Here is a 21,587-nt window from a genome sequence, read left to right as displayed (position 1 = left end):
GTGAGGGGCTACTACTGTATGAAAATACAACGCTAAGCTATTGATTCTTATAGCGTATATTTGGGCTTTTTAGCCAGTTGATACAATAGATATTTTCTTTTATATTCAATAGGTTAGGTGTTGCTAGAAGTCACCTTGACATGGTGGGGTCGCTGGTTCGAGTCCAGTCGTACCTACCAAACAAAATCCGCTCCTGCTGGCGGTCTAGAAGGGTCAACCGAAAGGTTGGCCCTTTTTTGTTGTTTGCGATTTGCAAAACTGTTGCAAAGCCCCGCCTCAAAATGCCAATCCGCGCCCACATAATCAATCACCTTGTCGGTATGGTCTTCCTGAACTCCTTCGTCAGGTAGTTCGGTGTAACGGACGTCCAATGAGGGGAGGCAGTAGGGGGCGCGCACTCGCTCACTGTCCACTTCCTGCAAGTCTAGGCCCATCTTTATGCGCAGGTGTGCCGGATTTCCGTACCCCTCTGCATCTTCCCAGTCGGCACCGAAGCCGCCGCACAGTTGCCGTGACAAATGTCGATCGTTGGGTGCTGGTTTGCTGGCATGAGTGATCCTCGGTGGTCGGTACCTGCAGCGTAAATTTTAAGGGAATGTCCCGCCGTGTTGGTAAGTGGCGTGTGGATAAGAGGAAGGAGCGGTAAGTGGTTATGACCGATTGTCACTTTAAGCATTGAACAATGCGTTGCTATTTGTATGGTATGCAAAAGGGGGGGTTAAATGCTGCTTTTGGAACCCAAACGAATTGTTTTGTTCGGGGGGTTTGTAAGGTGGTTCTGTAAGCCACTAAGGGAGCTGATATGACAATCCGATCAGAAAGCGTTTACGCGCAAACGCTTGTGGCAATATTCGGTGCGGCGTTTGAGCTCGGATTTGACCCATATGCCTTGGCTCTGCAAGCCAAACTCGATGTGGACACTTACGACAAGTGGGAGCCTTTAAGGCGCACTGAGAGCGTTCAGCAGGTTATCGACGAGTCCTTATTGGCGGCCAAGCTCCTTCGCAGTAGTTGAAGCAATGAAGGCCCATCCTGTAGGGGGCACGTGTTCTCTGTTTGAATTCGACGACCCAGCCCCGATTTTTATTGTTTACATTCCATGGAGTAATTTCCGGGCACAACTGCGTGATACATCGCGATCTGGGCTAGGCATTCTTCAAGCGTGGGCCATTGACTGAGCGGCTTGGTTTCGCAACCTTGGGCTGTGCAGTAGTGGATATACAAGGTAAACAGGACGGCTACCATAGTCGACCTCCAGGAACGCTGAGTAAGCGAGCAGCTTGGCGATCAGGTGCCAAAAAGGTTAATTGTGCCGCCACCTACTGCTATTCCTGGCGCAGAGCCGACTGTATTGCTGCGATGATCCGGCACATATAACGGTAGTCAGGGTTTGATACCTCTGCACGACCTTTCGCAACCGTCCCGGTGTACAGATCAGTCAAAGCTATAGCCATATCGAAGATAGCCGCGTGTCCGGGGTTTGCATAGGACGTGCCTGGGCATATTCCTCTGGAAACTCTTTTTGCTCGTAAAACCATGAGTCGAATGCGCGACCTTCGCCGAAGGTGGGCCGCATCATGGGTGCGGGGCTGCATGGGGGTGAATTACTGGCGGATACGAATTTGATCGCAATGGCTTTCAACGATGACGGCACTGTGACGCTGAAGTGGATATAGCGACCGAAGATAACGAGGTGGTCGAGAAGAAGGCGGTTTATCCGCCTGATGACGCTCGCCATCTTGTGGTCCCGAGCACTGCGTAGCAGGTCCCTGAGACGGTCGCGCAAGCGATGCAGGCTCATCCTCGCCACCCTTAGCCTCGGCGGTTGATGCCAGCTCATCCCGTCGCCTCGGGACGCTCGGTAGTACAGTGGCAAACGTTCAGATATCCCAAGGTAATTTGCCTCGGGCTTCCTTCCGGTTCGCAATCGCCCGCGACACCCTTGCCTTTGGCTAACACTTCCCTTTGCCGGGTGTGTAGAGGACTTTCATCTCCAAGTCACCCGCGTGGTCACCACAGCCAAACTGGTTACGCTTGCGCGCAACGTGTCATGCCTGACGCACCCACAAAAAAGCCCGCGCTGGGCGGGCTCTCTATTTCACACATGGGTACTGATCCTTCAGTAGGATCAGTGTGCGCAGCGGGGTGACGCGAAATCAATGTCGAGGCGACGAAGGGGGGGGGCTAGTACAGACGGCCCGATCAATGGCGGGCCATCTAATCGTTTCGGAGTAGGTGAGGGTGATTCGTTGCGTACAGATAGCTCGAAAGCTACATTCAGTCATGAGCGAATTTTGGCGCAGTGGCCGCGGCCAGTAGAATGGGAAACTTTACAGTCCTGCGGTGGAAACTGATGCGAAGAGAAATAGGTTACTGGGATCGAGAGGGACGTGAGCTGTTTTACTACTTGGAATTCAGGGCAGAAACCGCAGAGTTCTTTATCACCTGCGAGCATACGCCTCTTGGTGGTGAGGGAAGCGTCAGGTCTATACCGCTAAGTGAGGCTCGCGGTGAGCGTTATTACGATGACGCGTTGCTGATTATCAAAGAGGAGCTTTTCAGGGATTATACAGTCTGAACATGCATCCAGATGCTCAACTATATTTCTGCGGCCATAGGTACCCGGGAGGCCTATGGATCATCCGGTGGAAGTGGAAGTCTCTCGGTTAACCCGACTGGCACCTACCCGGATTGCAGCCGCCAGAAGCCTTTGCGGGATACTGGGACGGACAGCAAAACGGGTTCGCGCTATTGGAGCAGCTTACCGGCGATAATCCTGGTCTCCACCATCGCGATCACGCCCGCGGTCATGGTCATATCCCCGATCATCGCCACGGTCATTACCACGTTCGTGATCATGACCGCGGTCATGATCACGACCACGTCCTCCTCCATCCTCCCAGTACGGCCAGCAGCCTCCTAGCAGAAGGGAGCCCGAAATCACCAAGATAAATATAGCTGTTCGTTTCATTTTATCGTCCGATAAAGCAAGGACAGAACCCCTGCGAAGAGTTGTCGCTGCCAGTGACTTTTAGTCATGGGGCGATCAACAAGTAATACGACCATTAAATAGATCAATGATTCACTGTGTGACACTGTCAGCCTGGAGGCTGCGCCCATCGCTTGTACCTGCGTCAGACAAGCTATGCATGTAATGCTGAGGTTTGCGCTAACCTCCTATGAATGTTTGCTTCGGCTTCAAAAGGAGGTCACATGAATGGCATTGGTTTGCGACTAAAAGAAGAACGAAAAAGACTCGGTCTTTCTCAAGCCGGCCTGGGCGCCGCTGGCGGAATTGAAGCCAATGCGCAAGGTGCGTACGAAAGAGGCAAGCGCTTCCCGAACGCGACCTATCTCTCCTTGATCGCAGCCGTGGGCGTAGACATATTGTTCGTGGTGACCGGCGTCAGGAAAGCCAGGTCGATCGACAGCATCACTGCGTTGGATGCCAAGGTTCTGGAAGAGTTGGACGGTTTGCCAGAAGACGTCCAGAACGACATCAATCGTTTGATTAGCACGCTTTTTGACTCCGATGAGAAAGAGACGAAAGGTAACGCCGAATCCTCCTGATCCATTCTGTTTACATCACCACCTGCCCTGTCCGCTCTATCATAGCGTCAGGCTTTTATTTTTGGTTGCCATCCCGAAAGCTTCACAGTCATTGGAGCCACATAGGTGAAAAATCAAGCCCAATGCAGTTGAACCATCAAGAGAGCATCACCGAGTAGCGGACTACCGGGAGGCCCCCTTAACGCAGGTGGCCACATCAAGCTTGGCTTATAGTGCCAGAGCATACGGATCAAATCCGAGCTCAAACGCCGCACCGAACACCACACGTCATCACTGCAGGGTATTCACTTACAATACGTGCAGCCGGTGCCGCCAGACGAGAATTCTCCATGCCCGATAATCAGCGCCCCATCCTTTGCATTTACCACGGTCACTGTGCAGACGGTTTTGGCGCCGCCTGGGTTGTCCGTAAAGCCTTGGGCGCCGACATCGAGTTTCATGCTGGCATTTACGGCAAGCCGGTGCCGGACGTTGCGGGCAAGCATGTCGTGATTGTGGATTTTTCGTACCCTGCCGAGGTATTGATAGCGATGGGCGAAGCTGCGGCTTCTGTTTTGATCCTGGATCATCACAAGACGGCACAGGACGATCTCAAGTCCCTACCGTTTGCTGGCAACACCTATGCGCAGTTCCAAACGGATTGCCGGAGCAAATGCATCAGCTCAGGTTCCCCCCACATAGGCGCACTGTTTGATATGAACCGCTCGGGCGCAGGCATTGCCTGGGACTTCTTTTTTCCAGAAACACCTCGCCCCGCGCTAATCAATCACATCGAGGATCGGGACTTGTGGCTGTTCAAGCTGGACGGCACCCGCGAGATACAGGCCAGCGTCTTCAGTTACCCCTATGACTTCGACGTCTGGGACAGGCTGATCGAGTCTGATCTAGCCATGCTTCGATCAGACGGCATCGCTATCGAGCGTAAGCTGCAAAAGGATGTCGCGGAATTGGTTGGCGTGACCAAGCGCCGGATGGTGATCGGCGGCCATGACGTGCCGGTGGCAAACCTCCCGTATACGCTGACCAGCGATGCAGGGCACCTGATGTGTGCGGGCGAGCCTTTCGCCGCCTGCTACTGGGACACCCCGGACGGCCGATTCTTCAGCCTGCGTAGCTCAGACGCAGGCGAGGATGTCTCGGTAATCGCTCAGCATTACGGTGGCGGTGGCCACCGTAATGCGGCTGGCTTCAGCGTTCCGTTCGGCCATCCGCTCACACGTTAATCCCCATGTGCAACAGCATCGCTGACATGAACGAATTCACTTTTTGTGCTTCTCAAGAGTGAGCATGACCCTTACTCGGTGTGCAGTCTGCGCACCTCTTGTCGATCTCTTTTTTTAAGCAACTTTGGCGCGACTTTATTTCTGTACCATGCAGAGGTTCAGACAAATATTATTAAGTGTATAAAATGGCTCAATAAGGTTCAGAAGTGTTTATATGTGTATGTGAGAGCGCAACTATCATGGCTCACGAGTAGGACTGCATAGAGGGGCGCGCGGTTTAAGCAGGGGCGAACAATGTACGAATCTGAAGATCCGATTAAAGCGCAGAGGCTGATTGAAATCGCCAGAGCCGCAGATACGGACTGTGAACTGTTCCTGTAGCAAGAATCCTCGATGGATACACGATGCAAGCAGGTAGAGCTCAAGCTTCTTCAGCGGAGGGCAAGCCTGGCAGATTCCAATGTCACCAGCTTCTGCATCAACCAGCGCAAGCGACATCCGATTTGAGCCTCCATTTGAGTCGTCGGGTATGCAGTCAATTGTCAGGTTGGAGCGTAGACCCCGGCGACATGCTGGGGTCGATCAATGGGCGCTGAATGTCTGGAATATCGAGCCTGAAAACGATGGACGCTCGTAAGTGAGGCAAGCGGGCTCCAACCCCGGAGAGGCCCGTGCGGCGGGACTATTTGTTTTTGGTTTTAACCTCGGCCACAAGACACTCAAGGGCGAACTGCTCTGTATAGGTCATCTGAATAGGGCTGGTTACCCCTTTGACGGTTCGTGAGCCATCAAGGATGTAGCGTATGCGCCTGTCGGTGACGCCGATGCGTTTTGCGATCCATGCAGGGGTCTGCCCGATGCGTGTGACCAGTTTGTCGGCATATTCGGTGGATGGATTGTAGAGTTCTGCGTTGGGGATCATTTGACGTCCAGATGAAAAAATTAGGCCGCGATGCGTTCGCGGTTGTGCAATAGATTGCGCGAATCATCGAAGGGTGTCGCGACATAATTTTCTTTTCGGCTTACTCACGGTACCGAGGTCTCAAAAAAAATTCGCATCATGCAGCTGATGGCCACACAAGCCTATAATTGATCCGGAATCAGGCGGGCTGGTTCCACTGTTACAGGCTTATTTTTCATTAAACGGCAACACCGTATTATCAGGATTAGTCAGTGCCGGCGTTTTGCAAGGTAGTTGTCGCGTCAGCTGTGTTTTATGCGGCTATTTTCAGTGTCGGTAACTCCCTTTCCGGATTGAGTGTGACCGCGCCGATGGGCTGCCAATTGCGTGTCGCACCTGACCAGCGATGTGGATGTTGATTACGAGCTTGCTGATACAGGGCATGACGCTTGGCCAAGATCTCTTGATCATCTCCTCGATGACGCTGCGCCGGGGTCACGAAGCGGATGCGGCTGTGGCGGTGTTGGTGGTTGTACCAGCGGATAAAATCGCGCACCCAGCTGCGTGCCGCGTCCAAATCTGCAAAACCACCAGGAGGCCATTGCGGGCAATATTTCAGGGTTCTAAACAGCGATTCTGAGTAGGGATTATCGTTACTCACCCGTGGTCGTCCGCGTGACGGGGTGATGCCGAGTTCGTACAGTTTGCTCAGCAACGTCACCGATTTCATCGGTGCACCGTTGTCCGAGTGCAGCACTAGGGGCCGTCCGGCGCAGCGTTCGGTGAGCACGGTGCGCTGCATCAGTTCGGCCGCCAGCTCGCCACTTTCTTGCTCGTAAACTTCCCAGCCCACGGCCTTTCGGCTGTAGATGTCCTCGATCAAATACAGATAGTAGTACTTCCCACGCACTGGCGATGGCAAGTAGGTGATGTCCCAAGACCAGACCTTATTGGCTGTGGTTGCGCTGTGAGTTGTCGGCGCAGCATGCTTGTGCGGTGCATGGCTGCGGCCACGTCGGTGCTGCTGATCAGCTTCCTTCAGGACGCGGTAAAAGGTTGCCTCTGAGGCCAGATAACGACCTTGATCGGCCAGTATCGGGACGATCTGGCTGGGCGGCAGGCTGACGAATGGCGGACTGTTGCAGACCTCTAAAATAGCGCAACGCTCCTGTTCACTCAGGGCATTAAGTGGTCGCGGACGTGACGTGGTGGTGCGCACGTCGGCCTGCATCACAGGCGTCAGCGCCCAGCGTTGCAGGCTGCGCAGCGACAGCCCGATCTCCGCGCTGGCAATAGTTTTGCGTGCACCAGAAGCAACGGCTTGGTTAAAACGTTCAACGAGTTGTTGCCGTTCTGGCAGCGAGGTCAGACGTCCTCGCTGTCGTTTCCCCAGAAGGCATTCATCTTTTTTCGCAGCACCAGAATCGCGGCGGTTTCTGCGAGCGCCTTGTCCTTGCGCCGCAGTTCACGCTCCAACTCGGCGATGCGTTTTTTGTCGGCGCGCGCCTGTTCTCGCTCGGCCTGGCGCTGTGCCTGGGCTGTTAGCTGGCCACTGATGCAGGCCTGTCGCCAAGCGCCGATTTGCTCGGGGTACAAACCCTTGCTGCGACAGTATTCGCTAAGCTCGATCTCGCTCAACGTGGCCGTGTGCAACACCGCTGCGAACTTGGCTTCAGCCGACCAGTTATCGGCACTGCTTTTATCTCCGGGCACCACTGCGCCTCCTGCTTTGAGCTTGGTTCGCCAAGCATACAGGGTGGCTTGAGAGATGCCTTCTTGACGCGACAACTCGGCCACGGACATGTTTTGAGGCGGCAGCAATTTGTTGATAAGGGCCGCTTTACGCTCAGGTGAATAGCTCGACATTACAGCTCTCTTTGGCGCCCCCGATCTATCGTTTTGATAAATCAGCTCAGGCGACAACTAGCCTGACACCGGGGGGTGCCTCCACTCATCAATGCTTTGCCCGCTGAAGAATTAAAACGCATACCTATGCTGAAATGCGCGGTGGTATTCATCATCGTGGTCTGTTCATCCATCATCGGTTTGTCTTTGCTTCAACTGCAGCAGTCCAAGGTCCACGAGCTGGCGCAAGCTGAGATATCTTCTTCAAACCTTGCGCGCTCGATGGCGCAGGAGGCGGAGGACACCTTTGACGAAGCCGATATTGTACTGGCCGGATTGGTAGGATGGCTGCAAGCTGACGGTTATGGCCCCGGTCAAATAGACCGTTTGCATGAGGTTTTTGTCGATCGTGTGAGTGCGATTGAACAGCTGCATGGACTATTCTTTTTTGATAAGCATGGTCAATGGGTCGTGACTTCGTTTACTGGCATCCCTGCTGAGATGAACAGCTCTGATCGAGACTATTTCATCTATCATCAAAATAATGATGATCCAAACCCGCGGATCGGCCATGCGATCCGCAGTCGAGCGACGGGCGAGTGGGTTGTTACTATCTCCCGTCGGGTGAATGACCGAGAAGGTCATTTTAACGGTGTGGTGTTGGCGGCCATCAAGATGTCTTATTTCGATAAGTTCTTTGAAGGTTTTGATATCAACAAAAACGGTGCGATGTTTATTGCGCTAACCGATGGGACGCTCTTGGCCAGACGTCCGTTCAACGACGCGTTGATCGGGACGTCTGTCGCGCAAGGGGATATATTTAAAAACTATCTGCCACGGTCCAGTTCCGGCACCGCAATGATAACGTCAGTGGTTGACCAGACCGTAAGGCTCTGTGGATACCAACAGTTGAAAACCTATCCGCTGGTAGTGGTAGCCGCCATCTCTAGAGATTCTATCCTTAACGAATGGCAAAAAAATGTGTACAAATCTGCCGCGATCATTGGGGCCGTGCTCATTATCAATTGCCTGTTCGGGGTGTTATTCATACAGCAGTTGCGGAACGGTCAGCGTGTCGAAACCGATTTACGCAGCGCGAAAGACGATTTGCAGATTATGGCAACGCACGACGGTCTGACAGGTCTTGCGAACCGTAGGCTTTTTCAGGAAACCTTAAACGCTGAGTTTAAGCGAGGCGCACGGACGACCCTCCCAATGAGCCTTATCATGTTAGATATCGATTATTTTAAAAGCTTCAATGATGCCTATGGTCACGTTGCTGGCGATCACTGCATTGCCGCAGTAGCACGTGTTGTCCGTGAGTCTTTGCAGCGGGAAGCAGACCTTGCTGTGCGCTATGGGGGCGAGGAAATCGCGGTGCTTCTGCCTGATACGGATTAGAAGGGCGCATTTGTCATCGCGGAAAAAATCAGACTGGGGGTTATGAGTGAACATATTATTCATCAACGTAACCCGCTCGGTAACCTCACCATAAGCCTTGGATGCTATACCTGCTTTCCAGGCGTCGATGGGAATATTGAGCAGTTTATTGAGCGTGCTGATTCAGCGCTTTATTCTGCTAAAGAATCGGGGCGCAATGTGTCAGTGTCTTTTGGCGAAGCGACGACCGTGGGTTCGTTCTATAGCGAGGTGCATATGAACACTGATCAAAAAAACAAAGAGGCGATCACTCTCCTGATTCCGGATCGGGAATGCCTGATCCGGACAACAGCCTCCCTGTCGAAGACGAAACTCCTCCTTCGCAAGACTGGAAGCATCCCGATGACGGGAAAAGCTTGTCAGAACAGGACGAAGAGTTTCCGCTTAAGCCCTGACCGGTCATTCTGAGCGTTGAGGAATTGCCTGGCGAAGAGGGCATTTTGATCGACGAAGGGGAGGGCGCGGCGTGAGCAGGTTCAAACACTTTGAAAGAAACACGCAGGGCCGTGACTTCGTCGTGGGTGATATCCATGGGCATTTCACTCGGTTGCAAGCCGCGTTAGAAGCAGTTGGTTTCGCTCCGGAGGTCGATCGCTTGTTTAGCGTGGGAGACGTGGTTGATCGTGGCCCTGAAAGTGAACGGGTTCTCGATTGGCTGGCCCAGCCTTGGTTTTTTGCGGTGCAGGGCAATCATGAAGCGTTGGCTATCAAGCATGTGCAGCACAGCGATCTTGATTATCCGATGTATCGGGCAAGCGGGGGCGCCTGGTTTCTCAGGCTTGCCCCTAGCGAGCAGCAGAAGTTCGTCGCATATTTTAAGCAGATGCCCATCGCTATTGAAGTCGATACCCCGTCAGGGTTGATAGGCATGGTGCATGCCGACTGTCCGACACCTACCTGGGCATTGCTTCGTGGCGCGCTTTTGGGGCATCTGCCGGATTCGGGGCGTCTCGAGGAATACTGCCAATGGTCACGTGAGCGCCTTCGCCTCAGAGATTCCAGTGGAATACCCGATGTGCGCGCCCTGTTTGTCGGTCATTCTCCCTTGAGCCGACCCGAACTGTTGGGCAACGTTTTCCACATTGATACGGGTGGCTGGCGTTTTAATGGCAGCGGTTATTTCACGCTGGTGAATCTGGCTACACTCGAAATTATTTCGCCGCGGCCCACGAAACCCGACGAAGACTTGGTCATGCGCTGACGAGTGAGCCTCCGTGTAGTCGCTTCAAAACGCCAGCGGCCCCGATAACACCTCTGAAAATTGATTATTGCCAGGCCTGAATTGTTCAGACCATGGAATTAGAATCTCCATTGGTCGGGCTGTTTTGATGGGGGTATTCGGGGGCTGACCGCACGCCGCTACCGAAGCGTCCAGCGATTGCCCTGTGTTCTGATGGAGGAAGGCGGCCGACTGCCAGGTAGCTGCATGCCGTGCTCGCCTGATTATTCAACGTCGCAAGTAAAGTGAGCGTATCGTTATGAGTGACATTCCTCTTTAGGTAAACCCAAATGAATCATCTTGGTTCGCGGTTGAAGGAAGAGCGAAAGACTCTAGGGCTTTCTCAGCAGGAATTTGCTGCAATTGGCGGTGTAGAGGCCAATGCACAAGGCAAGTATGAAAGTGGCGAGCGTACCCCGCGCTCGGACTATTTGGCGGCGCTGGGTGTCAAGGGTGTCGATGTGCTCTATCTCCTCTCCGGGTGCCGAACACCGTTGCGCATCGACAGTCTCAGTGATGCGGAACGAAATGTAATCATTCACTACCGCACACTGACCGACCTGGACCAGGATGCGATCAGCCAGTTGGCGCTGTCGCTATCGGAATGCCTGACTGAATAGCAGTGTCTCACTGTGTTGCTACATCCTGTTTCATCTGCAACGCGTCCTCTACCGCTCCTCGCTCTTGATCGTTGATATATGAATCGTATATGATTCATATATTATTTTCCTGAGGTGATCCTGTGGGCCTGGTAAAAATTTCGGAACACATGCATGCCAATGCTCGGACCGCGAGCGCAGCGTTAAGCCGCTCTATCAACGCTCAAGCTGAGCATTGGATGAAGATCGGCATGATGGCTGAACTGCATCCTGCACTCAATTACAGCGACATCTGCCAATTGCTCATTCGTGCCGAAAATGCTGGTGGCACGGTCCTGTCGGTAACCCCGTTCGGTCTCTCTCCGTCGATGGAAAATTTGCAGGAGGCGTTGTAATGAGTGCGGCTGTCAGCATTAAGACTGAAGATGATCTGGTCAGGCTTCGGGTTGCCGGAAGGTTGGCTGCAGATGTGCTCGCGATGATTGGCAGTCATGTCAAAGCGGGTGTCAGCACTGAAGCGCTGGATAAGATTTGTCACGCGTATATCGTTGATGAGTTAAAGGTTATTCCAGCGAACATCGGCTATCACGGCTTTACCAAATCCACCTGTATCTCGCCGAACACTGTGGTATGCCACGGAATCCCATCGGCGTCGGATATTCTCAAAGATGGGGATATCGTCAATATTGATGTGGCTGTGATCAAGGACGGTTGGTTTGGTGATACCAGTCGGATGTATTTCGTGGGAGACGTCAGCCCGACCGCGAAGCGCTTGGTGCATACCACTTATGAGGCAACCCTTGCCGGGATTCACGCTGTCCGACCGGGAGCGACCTTGGGCGATATCGGTCATGCCATTCAGACGGTAGCGCACCGCGAGGGCTTCAGTGTTGTGCGCGAATACTGCGGACACGGCATTGGTCGTAACTACCATGAAGAACCGCAGGTGCTGCATTACGGTAGCTCACGGCAAGGGCTCAAGCTCAAGGTGGGCATGGTGTTTACCATTGAGCCGATGATTAATGTCGGCAAGCCTGGGACCAAGGTGCTGCCCGATGGCTGGACCGTACTGACCCGCGATCAATCCCTCTCCGCTCAATGGGAGCATATGGTTGCTGTCACTGAGACCGGTTTTGAACTGCTGACACCATGGCCCGAGGGCACCGGTGAATATGCGCCTGTTTGACCGTCCTGCGGCTCCACGCACATGGGCAGACCAATAAAGTCACAGTTGTCGGGATGACGAGTATTAGACACCCGCTGTAACCTGCTTCCCGTTCCCCTGATGCGATGCAGTTCTGACCGGCTCATAGATGATCAGAGCACGCATCGTGCAGGGAGGACACCAAGTCTACGTGGCTCGCCGCCATTGAACTTCGGTTACACCAAGACCTTCAGCCTGGCGGAGTGCCAGCCGAACGGGTCCTGCCGCTACATTGTCGTTGACGCTTCCTACCCCCGCATGCAGCGTAGCGAAGTGCAATGCATCGCTTTCGCACAGGTGCAGGGCCTCATGAAAAAAATGCCGACACTGCCCCTTGAAATGATAATTAATCTCGAACGCTTTCAACTGATCCATATCGCCCCTCCGCTCGTTAGACGTATCACGTCTCTGAAAATATGCACGTTCCCTTGTACCCGTAGGGCATCCACGCAGAAGGCGTAATGCACTACTTTTCATTTCTACGTCGATGTAGGCATGCAAACAATTTCAAGCGGCTACGGCGCGGATGCCATTGCTTGGTGAAGTGTGTATCCCCGATATCGGGCTCAGGATTGCCGTACTTTAGTGGGGATTAACCCCGCAAAAATAATTACACCGTTTTGCACTACTTTGTATCAATTAGAATGCCTATCCGATCAGTGGCACTCTGCCTGCGCAAAGCTGAAACGGTTGAGTGGCTTATGGCTCTTGGTGATTCTGAGGGGAAGTCGGACGGTGAAGTCAGCATCTGGTGTTACAGTGCCGTCTACATTCAAATGAGGAAGTACACATGTCACTGCTTGATGATGAACAAGACATTTGGGATATGTTTGCGGCCTCTGCCTTGACCGGGTTGATCAGTCGTGGTGCCATCGAACCGCTTGATGCTGCCGAGCTGGCCGCTGATTACGCCTCGGAGTTGATGATCCAGCGTTCTCTGCGCATTCAGGCGGAAGAGGATGCGGCTGAGGCGCCATAAAATCTGGTCCAGCCGCGAAAAAAGCTCGACACTTTCACACGTGCCGGGCTTTTTTGCTGTTATGTGCAGGCTTTCAGGTTAACGGGGCCAACGAAGGCATTGCCTCGGCCCATCACACACGCCACGCGTTGATTGCGCTGAATTTCCCACGCATCGACAGGATAAGTCTTGTTCCAGGCCTCATAGAGTCGGCGATCCTGTTTGGACAAGGGCAGGCTGTATTGCTTGCTCATATAAAAATACGTTCTGGCGATCATTCCGCGAACTGACGGACGAGGCATCACTTTCTTTGCTTTGAAATCCACCTGCGTCAGGCAAGACCCGTACTGCCCTGCCTGAACCGGAAGCCAGCCGAAGCTGAAGTTATTTCGGTCACCGTTCACCTCGCCAATACTGGGCACCAGATTATGCAGATCAGCTTCGGCGCGTTGGTAAACAGGGTCGTTTTTTGTGCAGTTTCCCCGGCCGCCGTTTTGCCAACATTGACGTAAATGGCCAATTTGCCAGGCAGGTACAATGTGCTCCCATTCGATCCGCTTGGCGCGGTTGGCATTTTTGCGCGGAACATAACCGCAAGCGGCGAGATTGACCCGGTTACCGCTGTATTTACAGCCGCAATAGAACTCTGTCGACTGCGGGGCATACAGGCCCGAGGCGATCTTTTTTGCTTCACTGAAGGTGCGAGGTGCGTCGGCATGGGCAGCGATGCAGAAACTTAGGGTCAGCAGGGCAATTATTCGAACAATCATGCCGTTAATCTTCCTTCGGCACGGTCCAGAATATCTGCACGCCACCGTCATCGCGGTAGGCGAGGGTGACGTTGTCGTTCTCCGTTATTTCTTCAAGTAACTGATTCCACTCGTCTTCTACCTCGTCGGTCAATCGGTATATCAGTGCTGCCCGGGCCTTTTGCGCGGTTGGTGAGTTGATCACTTTCTGAACCCGGATGCCGAGTCGTTCGTAGGAGCTGGGGGCTGAAGGTGCTGCTGCAGAATTTTTTGCCACGGAGGAGATCCTTGGTTAGCTGTATGCGCATACAGTATTTCAGCGTAAGAATTTTCGCAACTGTTTGTCGAGTCTCTGTCTTGAAGTGTAGGAACAAAGCGCGCTAAGGTCTGGCGGCAAGATGCAGTCGCACCTGCCCGCTCTGCGCGGTGCCGCAGAGCGGGCAGGTGCAGGAATGATCAATACTCCCAGAAAATCCGTTGCAGCTCTTTGCTGTCGTTGGTCTTGGTCAGCGCGACCATTGCAAGAATGCGGGCTTTTTGAGGGTTCAGGTCGTGGGCGACGACCCAGTCGTATTTGTCATCAGGTTGTTCCGCATTGCGCAGTACGAAACCGCCAGCGTTAACGTGGGATGAGCGGATGATCTGGATCCCGTCTTTACGCAAGGCCTGCAAGGTCGGCACAACGTTGGACGATACTGAACCGTTGCCAGTGCCTGCGTGGATGATCGCTTTTGCGCCGGCCTGGGCCAGTGCCTTGTAAGCAGTGTCCGAGACATTTCCATAGGAGTAGGCAATATCGACTTTAGGCAGCGTGCTGATTTGCTTGATGTCGAATTCCGAATCCATGGTGTGACGCTTGGCGGGCAAGCGGAACCAGTAGGACTTGCCTTCGACTACCATGCCTAACGGACCCCATGCGCTTTTAAAGGCTTCGGTCTTGATATTGATCATTTTGCTGACGTCGCGACCCGACTGAATCTCGTCGTTCATCGTCACTAGAACACCCTTGCCACGTGCCTCTTTGCTGCCCGCAACGGCAACCGCGTTGTACAGGTTCAACATGCCATCCGCAGACATCGCTGTCCCTGGACGCATGGAGCCTACGACAACGATGGGCTTGTCGGTCTTCTCTACCAGATTGAGAAAATAGGCCGTTTCTTCCAGGGTATCGGTGCCGTGGGTGATTACGATGCCGTCCACATCTTTGCTGTCGGCCAGTTCGGCGACACGTCTACCCAGTTGCAGCAGGTTTTCGTTGGTGATGCTTTCCGAGGCGATTTGCATGACTTGTTCGCCGCGCACATTGGCCAGTGCGCTCAGCTCCGGCACACCCGCAATCAATTTATCAATACCGACCTTGGCCGCCTGGTAAGTCGCGCTGTTGGCAGCGCTCGCGCCAGCGCCAGCGATGGTGCCGCCAGTGGCAAGAATGACGACGTTAGCGAGCTTTTGTTGTTGTTCTGCTTCTTTGGCTGAAACGCCTGTCGGCAACAGCAGCATCAGCGCAAGGGCGCTCGGTACAAAGCTATGGAATATAGTTTTCAATTTTTATTTCTCTTGTTATGGGAGTGCTTGATTCATGAGCCTTGCGAACCTGATGCAGGCTCACCTGACCCGGGCCGCACTAGACAAGAGCATGATCTATACCAACAGAATTGATCATTATGTATTGATCTAAGATACTGATTTATAACTATTTATTTTTATAGGTGGGTGTGTTGGTATTCGGCTTTCCGAACATTGGAGACTTTGCTGTTCGGCTATCCGAAAGCAGAATGGAGGAATAGCGCTCTGCAACTTTATTATCCCGTATGGCGGCGCGCCGTGGCGGTTGACAAAAATGGCCGCCGTTCTCATAGTCCGGCAAAGCAAACGTTTGCGTGCGCGCAATCGATGCAAAAATAATCATAAGATCGGAGTGAACTCATGAAGCTGCCATTCGCTGCACGTCTTCTCGCTGTCGCTATGCTCACCGCAGCCTCTGCCATCCTGCCGCTTTCTGCTGCGCATGCTCAAACCACGGAAAAGCCCAAAGTCGCGCTGGTGATGAAGTCGTTGGCCAATGAGTTCTTCCTGACCATGGAAGACGGCGCCAAGGCCTACCAGAAAGAGCATTCGGCTGATTTTGATCTCATCTCCAATGGCATCAAAAATGAGTCGGACACCAGTGCCCAGATCGCTATCGTCGACCAGATGATCGTGCAGAAAGTCAATGCGCTGGTCATTGCTCCTGCGGACTCCAAGGCGCTGGTGACGGTGATCAAGAGGGCTAGGGATGCCGGTATTATCGTGGTTAACATTGATAACCAACTGGATGTCGATGTGCTGAAAAGCAAAGGCATCAGCGTGCCGTTCGTAGGCCCGGACAACCACAAAGGTGCACGTCTGGTGGGTGACTACCTGGCCAAGCAGTTAGCAGCTGGCGATGAAGTCGGCATTATCGAAGGCGTTTCGACCACCACTAATGCCCAGCAACGCACAGCGGGTTTCAAGGATGCCATGGATGCCGCGCAGATGAATATTGTCTCCACGCAATCGGGTAACTGGGAAATCGATAAAGGCAACGCCGTAGCTTCGGCCATGCTCAACGAGTACCCGAATCTCAAGGCATTGCTGGCCGGTAACGACAGCATGGCGCTGGGCGCGGTCTCGGCGATTCGGGCGGCAGGTAAGGCAGGTAAAGTAAAAGTGGTTGGTTACGACAACATCAACGCCATCAAGCCCATGCTGCAGGACGGCCGCATATTGGCCACTGCCGATCAGTTCGCGGCCAGACAGGCGGTGTTCGGTATCCAGACTGCGCTGAAAATGCTCAAGGGTGAAACTGTCGAGGGCGCCGCCAATGGCGTGATCGAAACGCCAGTTGAACTGATCACCAAGAAGTAGTTTCCCGCATGCAGCGTTCGCTCATCGTGGCGGGCGCGTGGAGAGTGTTATGTCTGTGTCTGCTCAGGCGGCTGTTCTATCTGTCAGCGGCGTCGGTAAAACCTACGCCCAACCGGTTCTCAGCGACATCGACCTGACGCTTCTGCGCGGGGAAGTGCTGGCCCTGACGGGCGAAAATGGCGCCGGTAAAAGTACCCTGTCGAAGATTATCGGCGGGCTGGTCTCGCCCACAACCGGGCAGATGCAATTTCAGGGACAGGCCTACGAACCCGGCAGTCGAACCCAGGCGGAAAAGCTGGGTATTCGCATGGTCATGCAGGAGTTGAATCTGCTGCCCACGTTGTCCGTGGCGGAAAATCTATTCTTGGACAACCTGCCGAGTCGCGCGGGCTGGATCAATCGCAAGCAACTGCGCGCTGATGCTATTCAGGCCATGGCTCAGGTCGGGCTGGATGCTATCGACCCAGACACTCTGGTCGGCGAGTTGGGGATTGGGCATCAACAGATGATCGAGATTGCCCGTAACCTGATCGGTGACTGCCATGTCCTGATTCTCGACGAACCCACCGCGATGTTGACGTCTCGAGAAGTCGAGATGCTGTTCGAGCAGATCACTCGCCTGCAAGCCCGCGGGGTGTCGATCATTTATATCTCTCATCGGCTGGAAGAACTGGCCCAGGTTGCACAGCGTATTGCCGTGCTGCGTGACGGCCGGTTGGTGTGTATCGAACCGATGGCTGACTACAGCAGCGAGCAACTGGTCACGCTGATGGTCGGGCGTGAACTGGGTGAGCAGATCGACCTCGGTCCACGTCAGATTGGCGACGTTGCCCTGGCGGTTAAAGGCCTGGGTCGCGCGGACAAGGTGCGTGATGTCTCTTTCGAGGTGCGTAGCGGCGAGATTTTCGGTATTTCCGGATTGATCGGCGCCGGGCGCACCGAGCTTCTGCGCCTGATCTACGGTGCTGACATCGCCGACACGGGCGGTATCGAGATTGGCAGTCCCCTGCAGTCGGTGACCATCCATTCGCCAGTCGATGCCGTCAAGCAGGGTATTGCGCTGATTACCGAGGATCGCAAGGGCGAAGGTCTGCTACTGACCCAATCGATCAGCGCCAATATCGCGCTGGGCAATATGCCGGCAATTTCCAAAGCCGGCGTGGTCAATCGTCATGATGAACTGCGTCTGGCCCAGCGTCAGGTCGATGCCATGCGCATTCGCAGCGCCAGTCCGATGCAATGTGTCTCCGAGTTGTCTGGTGGCAATCAGCAAAAAGTCGTCATCGGTCGCTGGCTTGAGCGTGACTGCACAGTGATGCTGTTCGATGAGCCGACCCGAGGCATTGATGTTGGCGCCAAATTCGATATCTATGCGTTGCTGGGAGAGTTGACACGCCAGGGCAGGGCGCTGGTCGTCGTGTCGAGTGATCTGCGTGAGTTGATGCTGATCTGTGATCGTATCGGGGTGCTATCGGCCGGGCGTTTGATCGATACCTTCGAACGCGACACTTGGACCCAGGATGAATTGCTTGCCGCCGCGTTTGCCGGCTACCCAAAACGTGATACGCGGCTCACTGAAGTCGCTCCCAGGAATAACTGATGAAAACTTCAGCCGCACCCCAAACATTGCCTTCGTCGGGCAAGCGCAGCGGTCATTATTTCGGACTCGGCACCTACCTGGGACTGGCCGGTGCGTTATTCGCAATGATTGCGTTGTTTTCCGTGCTCAGTGATCACTTCCTGTCTTATGAGACTTTCAGCACCCTGGCCAACCAGATACCGGACTTGATGGTGCTGGCGGTGGGCATGACTTTCATCCTGATCATCGGCGGCATCGACTTGTCGGTGGGATCTGTTCTGGCACTTGCAGCTTCTGCAGTCAGTGTGGCAATCCTCGGCTGGGGCTGGGGCGTCGTGCCAGCAGCCTTGCTGGGCATGACCTGCGCGGCCGTCGCGGGCACCATCACCGGTTCGATCACGGTGGCTTGGCGCATTCCATCGTTTATCGTTTCCCTCGGCGTGCTGGAAATGGCCCGTGGTGTGGCCTACCAGATGACGGGGTCGCGAACCGCTTATATCGGTGATGCATTCGCGTGGCTATCGAACCCGGTCGCTTTCGGGATCTCTCCGTCCTTCATCATTGCGCTGCTGATCATCTTCATCGCCCAAGCCGTGCTGACCCGCACCGTGTTCGGCCGTTACCTGATCGGTATTGGCACTAATGAAGAAGCGGTTCGTCTGGCCGGCATCAATCCAAAACCCTACAAGATTATGGTGTTTTCGCTGATGGGGCTGCTGGCCGGGGTCGCAGCGTTGTTCCAGATCTCGCGTCTGGAAGCCGCAGACCCTAACGCTGGCTCCGGTCTGGAATTGCAGGTGATCGCGGCGGTCGTTATTGGGGGCACCAGCCTGATGGGTGGGCGCGGCTCCGTGATCAGTACGTTCTTCGGGGTCCTGATTATCTCGGTACTTGCTGCTGGATTGGCACAGATCGGAGTGACCCAACCGACCAAACGCATCATCACGGGCGCGGTAATCGTTGTCGCCGTGGTGCTTGATACTTATCGCAGCAATCGCGCACGTCGGAAGGCTTGATATGTCCACGATCAAAGATGTAGCCGCGCTGGCAGGAATTTCCTACACGACGGTGTCCCATGTGCTGAACAAGTCGCGCCCGGTCAGCGACGACGTCCGCCGGAAGGTCGAGGCGGCGATCATTCAACTCGACTATGTGCCGAGTGCCGTGGCTCGATCCCTTAAAGCCAGGGCGACGTCGACCATCGGCCTGCTGATTCCTAACGGTATCAACCCGTACTTTGCCGAGTTGGCGCGGGGGATTGAGGACTACTGCGAGCGCAACGGGTTTTGCGTGATCTTGTGCAACTCCGATGACAACCCGGAAAAACAACGCAGTTACCTGCGCGTACTCCTGGAAAAACGTGTCGATGGTTTGATTGTCTCGTCGGTGGGTGGCGATCCAGGATTGGCGGCTGGATTAGCCGCCGTGCGTACGCCGATGGTTATTGTCGACCGAGATCTGGAAGGCATTGTTGCCGATCTGGTGCGCATCGATCATGAGCTGGGCGCGTACCTGGCGACCTGCCACTTGCTTGAGCTCGGTCATCGGCATATTGCCTGCATTTGTGGGCCAGCGGAAACGAGCGTCGCCCAGATGCGCCTGGCGGGTTACCGTCGCGCCATGCATGAAGCTCAGGTGCCCATACCGAACGAGTGGGTGGTGGAAAGCGACTTCACCAGTCCCGCTGGTTATCAGGCTGCAGTGGGACTCCTGACGCAAAATTCGCCGACCGCGATATTTGCCGGTAACGACATGATTGGCATCGGCGTTTTGCGCGCTGCCGCCGAGCGCAACATTCGCGTCCCCTGTGATTTGTCGGTTATTGGGTTCGACGATATTCAGATGAGTCGCTACGTGTATCCAGCGCTGACCACTGTTGGGCAGTCGATCCTGAAATTGGGTGAAATGGCCGCCGAGATATTGTTGCGGCGTATCGCTGCGCCCGCTGCCACGGCTGTCGAGCATCGGATCGTGAAGCCCGACATTGTCCTTCGCGAGTCCACGGCACCCCCAGCCAATATCTTCAACGCCTTTCGCTGAAACAGATTAGAGAGTGCTGACGCATGCAAGCAAAAGTAGTGGTAGTGGGCAGCTTGAATATGGACCTGGTCACCCGTGCCGAGCGCCTGCCTCGTGCTGGGGAAACATTAGCGGGTGACTCGTTCGCGATTGTGCCGGGAGGCAAGGGCGCTAATCAAGCCGTAGCCGCTGCGCGCCTGGGGGCGAGTGTCGCCATGATAGGTTGCGTTGGCGATGACGCCTATGGCGAGCAACTGCGTGCAGTCCTGTTGGTCGAGCGCATCGATTGTCAGGCCGTAACCACGGTGACCGGCGTTTCCAGTGGTGTTGCGCTGATCGTGGTAGATGCCAGCAGTCAGAACGCCATTGTCATCGTGGCCGGGGGCAATGGTCGGCTCTCGCCGGATATCGTTGCAGCATTTGATGCGAAGCTGGCTGAAGCCGATGTGATCATCTGTCAGCTTGAAGTGCCGATGGACACGGTTGCCTACGCCCTCAAACGCGGCCGTGAGTTGGGCAAAATCGTCATCCTTAACCCTGCGCCGGCCAGCGCGCCGTTGCCTGCTGACTGGTATTCGCTGATCGATTATCTGATTCCCAACGAAAGCGAGGCGGCTGCGTTGAGCGGTTTACCGGTTGATTCGCTGGCATCGGCAGAAGCTGCCGCGACCCGGCTTCTGGCAGCTGGCGCCACAAAAGTCATCATTACGCTGGGCGCCCAAGGCTCACTGTTCGCCGACGGTCAGCACGTCGAGCATTTTCCTGCACCCAGAGTTCAAGCGGTGGATACCACCGCCGCTGGCGACACCTTTGTGGGTGGGTTTGCTGCGGCATTGGCGCAAGGAAAAAGCGAGGTCGAAGCGATTCGGTTTGGTCAGATTGCAGGGGCGTTATCGGTCACTCGTGCCGGTGCTCAGCCCTCTATTCCTACTCTTAATGACGTGCAGGGTTTCCATCAGTCATGAAAAAAACACCTTTGCTAAACATCGCCTTGTCGCGGTTGATTGCCTCCCTCGGCCATGGTGACATTGTCATGATCGTCGACGTCGGAATGCCGGTGCCGCCGGGTGTCGAGCTTATTGATCTTGCACTCACACAAGGAACCCCGGACTTTGTCAGCGTGTTGCGCGTCGTGCTGACGGAAATGCAGGTCGAGAGACATGTACTGGCTGAGGAAATGCTGCTCAAACAGCCACCGGCATTGGTGGTCATTGAAGGTTTGAGTTTGCAGGGCGAACTGGGCCAGCAGTGCCTTGTCAGCCATGACGAACTGAAGAACCTGAGTCGCAAGGCCCGGGCCATCGTCCGTACGGGCGAATGTCGGCCCTACACCAACATTGCTTTGGTCGCTGGCGTGACGTTCTAAGTGCATCACTTTCGGAACCGGAAGTTTCC

General features: G+C 54.5%; 20 protein-coding genes, 1 tRNA gene and 2 pseudogenes. 15 read left to right on the top strand and 8 right to left on the bottom strand.

The annotated features are described in order from the left end of the window. Positions 1–110: 110 nt before the first annotated feature. Positions 111–179: transfer RNA gene (locus RGU44_RS09755), tRNA-Ser, on the top strand. Positions 180–1,702: 1,523 nt separating this feature from the next. On the opposite strand, the pseudogene RGU44_RS09750 reads toward RGU44_RS09755, so the two are convergent. Both RGU44_RS09750 and RGU44_RS09745 read right to left on the bottom strand, forming a co-directional pair. After that, positions 1,703–1,849, bottom strand: a pseudogene (locus RGU44_RS09750) (group II intron reverse transcriptase/maturase); the annotation flags it as partial. 899 nt (positions 1,850–2,748) lie between these two features. Beyond that, complete coding sequence (locus tag RGU44_RS09745) at positions 2,749–2,883, bottom strand: hypothetical protein (RefSeq protein ID WP_322178661.1); 135 nt, start codon at positions 2,881–2,883, stop codon at positions 2,749–2,751. Between the two features lie 330 nt (positions 2,884–3,213). Between RGU44_RS09745 and RGU44_RS09740 the strand changes: the two genes are divergently transcribed. Together RGU44_RS09740 and RGU44_RS09735 are read left to right on the top strand one after the other, a co-directional pair. Continuing rightward, the gene (locus RGU44_RS09740) at positions 3,214–3,570 is read left to right on the top strand and encodes a helix-turn-helix transcriptional regulator (RefSeq protein WP_322216904.1); all 357 of its coding nucleotides are present in this window, start codon (positions 3,214–3,216) and stop codon (positions 3,568–3,570) included. Positions 3,571–3,899: 329 nt separating this feature from the next. After that, positions 3,900–4,793: a phosphohydrolase gene (locus RGU44_RS09735; protein ID WP_322178663.1), complete on the top strand. Its 894-nt coding sequence runs from the start codon at positions 3,900–3,902 to the stop codon at positions 4,791–4,793. Positions 4,794–5,475: 682 nt separating this feature from the next. On the opposite strand, the gene RGU44_RS09730 is transcribed toward RGU44_RS09735, so the two are convergent. Both RGU44_RS09730 and RGU44_RS09725 read right to left on the bottom strand, forming a co-directional pair. Then, positions 5,476–5,715, bottom strand: coding sequence for a hypothetical protein (locus RGU44_RS09730; protein WP_322178665.1), 240 nt, complete (start codon positions 5,713–5,715; stop codon positions 5,476–5,478). 292 nt (positions 5,716–6,007) lie between these two features. Next, positions 6,008–7,560, bottom strand: a protein-coding gene (locus tag RGU44_RS09725; protein ID WP_250690811.1) for an IS3-like element ISPpu4 family transposase whose coding sequence is annotated in 2 segments (ribosomal slippage) — positions 6,008–7,098 and positions 7,098–7,560 — 1,554 coding nt in all. Because the reading frame shifts where the segments join, the coding sequence is not laid out codon by codon here. Between the two features lie 126 nt (positions 7,561–7,686). On the opposite strand from RGU44_RS09725, the pseudogene RGU44_RS09720 reads away from it, so the two are divergent. The 5 genes and pseudogenes from RGU44_RS09720 to map form a co-directional block, all read left to right on the top strand. After that, positions 7,687–9,138 (top strand): annotated as a pseudogene (locus tag RGU44_RS09720) (diguanylate cyclase); the annotation flags it as partial. Positions 9,139–9,445: 307 nt separating this feature from the next. Further along, positions 9,446–10,180: a metallophosphoesterase gene (locus RGU44_RS09715; protein WP_322216901.1), complete on the top strand. Its 735-nt coding sequence runs from the start codon at positions 9,446–9,448 to the stop codon at positions 10,178–10,180. A 308-nt stretch (positions 10,181–10,488) separates the two neighbouring features. Beyond that, positions 10,489–10,818, top strand: a complete 330-nt coding sequence (locus RGU44_RS09710; protein WP_322216899.1) for a helix-turn-helix transcriptional regulator — start codon at positions 10,489–10,491, stop codon at positions 10,816–10,818. Between the two features lie 122 nt (positions 10,819–10,940). Next, positions 10,941–11,192, top strand: coding sequence for a ParD-like family protein (locus tag RGU44_RS09705; protein WP_322178668.1), 252 nt, complete (start codon positions 10,941–10,943; stop codon positions 11,190–11,192). Beyond that, a complete protein-coding gene (map, locus tag RGU44_RS09700; RefSeq protein ID WP_322216896.1) occupies positions 11,192–11,983 on the top strand; it encodes a type I methionyl aminopeptidase in 792 nt (263 codons plus the stop codon). The genes RGU44_RS09705 and map overlap by 1 nt, the downstream gene beginning before the upstream one ends. Before the next feature lie 165 nt (positions 11,984–12,148). Here the strand turns inward: map and RGU44_RS09695 are convergent, their stop codons facing one another. Further along, on the bottom strand, positions 12,149–12,376 hold the full coding sequence (locus RGU44_RS09695; RefSeq protein WP_322178670.1) for a DUF6555 family protein: 228 nt from the start codon (positions 12,374–12,376) through the stop codon (positions 12,149–12,151). A 415-nt stretch (positions 12,377–12,791) separates the two neighbouring features. Here RGU44_RS09695 and RGU44_RS09690 point away from each other — a divergent pair, with 415 nt between their 5' ends. Further along, the gene (locus tag RGU44_RS09690; protein WP_219062004.1) at positions 12,792–12,980 is read left to right on the top strand and encodes a hypothetical protein; all 189 of its coding nucleotides are present in this window, start codon (positions 12,792–12,794) and stop codon (positions 12,978–12,980) included. A gap of 59 nt (positions 12,981–13,039) precedes the next feature. Here the strand turns inward: RGU44_RS09690 and RGU44_RS09685 are convergent, their stop codons facing one another. The 3 genes from RGU44_RS09685 to RGU44_RS09675 form a co-directional block, all read right to left on the bottom strand. Continuing rightward, positions 13,040–13,729 (bottom strand): endonuclease I family protein, encoded by a 690-nt coding sequence (locus RGU44_RS09685; protein WP_322216893.1) that lies wholly within the window; start codon positions 13,727–13,729, stop codon positions 13,040–13,042. Between the two features lie 4 nt (positions 13,730–13,733). Continuing rightward, on the bottom strand, positions 13,734–13,985 hold the full coding sequence (locus tag RGU44_RS09680) for a DUF1654 domain-containing protein (RefSeq protein ID WP_322216891.1): 252 nt from the start codon (positions 13,983–13,985) through the stop codon (positions 13,734–13,736). A gap of 179 nt (positions 13,986–14,164) precedes the next feature. After that, the gene (locus RGU44_RS09675) at positions 14,165–15,208 is read right to left on the bottom strand and encodes an asparaginase (protein ID WP_407074670.1); all 1,044 of its coding nucleotides are present in this window, start codon (positions 15,206–15,208) and stop codon (positions 14,165–14,167) included. Between the two features lie 426 nt (positions 15,209–15,634). On the opposite strand from RGU44_RS09675, the gene RGU44_RS09670 reads away from it, so the two are divergent. From RGU44_RS09670 to rbsD, 6 genes are read left to right on the top strand one after another with little or no spacing between them, the layout of a single operon-like run. After that, positions 15,635–16,594, top strand: coding sequence for a sugar ABC transporter substrate-binding protein (locus RGU44_RS09670; protein WP_322178674.1), 960 nt, complete (start codon positions 15,635–15,637; stop codon positions 16,592–16,594). Between the two features lie 49 nt (positions 16,595–16,643). Next, positions 16,644–18,194, top strand: a complete 1,551-nt coding sequence (locus tag RGU44_RS09665) for a sugar ABC transporter ATP-binding protein (protein WP_322178675.1) — start codon at positions 16,644–16,646, stop codon at positions 18,192–18,194. Beyond that, complete coding sequence (locus RGU44_RS09660; RefSeq protein ID WP_322216888.1) at positions 18,194–19,189, top strand: ABC transporter permease; 996 nt, start codon at positions 18,194–18,196, stop codon at positions 19,187–19,189. The genes RGU44_RS09665 and RGU44_RS09660 overlap by 1 nt, the downstream gene beginning before the upstream one ends. A 1-nt stretch (position 19,190) precedes the next feature. Beyond that, the gene (locus RGU44_RS09655; protein ID WP_322216885.1) at positions 19,191–20,213 is read left to right on the top strand and encodes a LacI family DNA-binding transcriptional regulator; all 1,023 of its coding nucleotides are present in this window, start codon (positions 19,191–19,193) and stop codon (positions 20,211–20,213) included. Between the two features lie 23 nt (positions 20,214–20,236). Then, the gene (gene rbsK / locus RGU44_RS09650) at positions 20,237–21,157 is read left to right on the top strand and encodes a ribokinase (protein WP_322216883.1); all 921 of its coding nucleotides are present in this window, start codon (positions 20,237–20,239) and stop codon (positions 21,155–21,157) included. Continuing rightward, positions 21,154–21,558: a D-ribose pyranase gene (gene rbsD / locus RGU44_RS09645; protein WP_322216881.1), complete on the top strand. Its 405-nt coding sequence runs from the start codon at positions 21,154–21,156 to the stop codon at positions 21,556–21,558. Before rbsK ends, rbsD begins: the two co-directional genes overlap by 4 nt. Positions 21,559–21,587 lie beyond the last annotated feature (29 nt).

Source organism: Pseudomonas sp. 5C2, assembly GCF_034314155.1.
Taxonomy (GTDB): domain Bacteria; phylum Pseudomonadota; class Gammaproteobacteria; order Pseudomonadales; family Pseudomonadaceae; genus Aquipseudomonas.
The sequence above is the reverse complement of the archived record's forward strand: the minus strand, read 5'-3'. Positions and strand labels throughout refer to the sequence as shown.